The following is a 2,500-nucleotide window of genomic DNA, read 5'->3' on the forward strand; positions in this document are numbered from 1 at the left end:
ACCATAGACTAGATCAAAGCCTCGACCGATTAGTATCATTCAGCTCCACGTGTCGCCACGCTTCCACCCATGACCTATCTACCTCATCGTCTCTGAGGGGTCTTTCTTGATTGCTCAAAGGGAAATCTCATCTCGGAGGGGGCTTCATGCTTAGATGCTTTCAGCACTTATCCCGTCCGCACGTAGCTACCCAGCGGTGCTCCTGGCGGAACAACTGGTACACCAGCGGTGCGTCCATCCCGGTCCTCTCGTACTAAGGACAGCTCTCCTCAAATTTCCTACGCCCACGACGGATAGGGACCGAACTGTCTCACGACGTTCTGAACCCAGCTCGCGTACCGCTTTAATGGGCGAACAGCCCAACCCTTGGGACCTACTCCAGCCCCAGGATGCGATGAGCCGACATCGAGGTGCCAAACCTCCCCGTCGATGTGGACTCTTGGGGGAGATCAGCCTGTTATCCCCAGGGTAGCTTTTATCCGTTGAGCGATGGCCCTTCCATGCGGAACCACCGGATCACTAAGCCCGACTTTCGTCCCTGCTCGACTTGTAGGTCTCGCAGTCAAGCTCCCTTCTGCCTTTGCACTCTTCGAATGATTTCCAACCATTCTGAGGGAACCTTTGGGCGCCTCCGTTACTGTTTAGGAGGCGACCGCCCCAGTCAAACTACCCGCCTGACACGGTCCTCCAGCCGGATCACGGCTGCGAGTTAGAGACTCTATACGCAAAGGGTGGTATCCCAAGGGTGTCTCCACCGAAGCTGGCGCTCCGGCTTCACAAACTCCCACCTATCCTGTACATCGCGTACAAAGCCTCAATATCAGGCTGTAGTAAAGCTCCATGGGGTCTTTCCGTCCTGTCGCGGGTAACCTGCATCTTCACAGGTACTATGATTTCACCGGGTCTCTCGTTGAGACAGTGCCCAAATCGTTACGCCTTTCGTGCGGGTCGGAACTTACCCGACAAGGAATTTCGCTACCTTAGGACCGTTATAGTTACGGCCGCCGTTTACTGGGGCTTCGGTTCAGTGCTTCTCTTGCGATGACACATCCCCTTAACCTTCCAGCACCGGGCAGGCGTCAGCCCCTATACTTCATCTTGCGATTTAGCAGAGACCTGTGTTTTTGCTAAACAGTCGTTTGGGCCTATTCACTGCGGCTTATGTTTCCATAAGCGTCCCTTCTCCCGAAGTTACGGGACCATTTTGCCGAGTTCCTTAACGAGAGTTATCCCGCGCGTCTTAGAATTCTCATCTCGCCTACCTGTGTCGGTTTGCGGTACTGGCGCCGACCTCCTCACTAGAGGCTTTTCTTGGCAGCGTGAAATCCGGTGCTTCGCCCTACGGGCTCCACGTCACAGCTCAACCTTGTATGCCGGGCGGATTTGCCAACCCGACGGCCTCGCTGCTTGTCCGTGCACTTCCAGTCGCACGGTCACCTTATCCTTCTGCGTCCCCCCATCGTTCAAACGGTGGTACGGCGGTACAGGAATATCGACCTGTTGTCCATCGCCTACGCCTTTCGGCCTCGGCTTAGGTCCAGACTAACCCTGAGCGGACGAGCCTTCCTCAGGAAACCTTAGGCTTTCGACGGAGGGGATTCTCACCCCTCTTTTCGCTACTCACACCGGCATTCTCACTTCCAAGCGCTCCACGGCTCCTCACGATACCGCTTCACTGCTGCTTGGAACGCTCTCCTACCATCCCTTACGGGATCCATAGCTTCGGTGGTATGTTTAGCCCCGTTACATTTTCGGCGCGGCGCCACTCGACTAGTGAGCTATTACGCACTCTTTGAATGGTGGCTGCTTCTAAGCCAACATCCTAGTTGTCTGTGCAGCGCCACATCCTTTTCCACTTAACATACACTTGGGGACCTTAGCTGATGGTCTGGGCTGTTTCCCTCTCGACTACGGATCTTATCACTCGCAGTCTGACTCCCGAGTACAAGTTGCTGGCATTCGGAGTTTGACTGAATTCGGTAACCCTGTGGGGGCCCCTAGTCCAATCAGTGCTCTACCTCCAGAACTCTTCACCTCGAGGCTAGCCCTAAAGCTATTTCGGAGAGAACCAGCTATCTCCAGGTTCGATTGGCATTTCACCGCTACCCACACCTCATCCCCGCACTTTTCAACGTGCGTGGGTTCGGACCTCCAGTCAGTGTTACCTGACCTTCATCCTGGACATGGGTAGATCACCTGGTTTCGGGTCTACGACGACGGACTGATGCGCCCTGTTCAGACTCGCTTTCGCTGCGGCTCCGCCTCATCGGCTTAACCTCGCCCGCCATCGTAACTCGCCGGTTCATTCTACAAAAGGCACGCCATCACCCGTGAACGGGCTCTGACTACTTGTAGGCATACGGTTTCAGGATCTCTTTCACTCCCCTTCCGGGGTGCTTTTCACCTTTCCCTCACGGTACTGGTTCACTATCGGTCACTAGGAAGTATTTAGCCTTGGGAGATGGTCCTCCCGGATTCCGACGGGGTTTCACGTGTCCCG

The 2,500-nt window shown here is 55.2% G+C and carries 1 rRNA gene (cut by a window edge); it reads right to left on the bottom strand.

Annotation, left to right across the window (positions count from 1 at the left end):
- Nucleotides 1–9: 9 nt before the first annotated feature.
- Nucleotides 10–2,500, bottom strand: a 23S ribosomal RNA gene (locus KD909_RS12510); it runs 423 nt beyond the window's last position.

Source organism: Exiguobacterium sp. PFWT01, assembly GCF_018255795.1.
GTDB lineage: Bacteria > Bacillota > Bacilli > Exiguobacteriales > Exiguobacteriaceae > Exiguobacterium.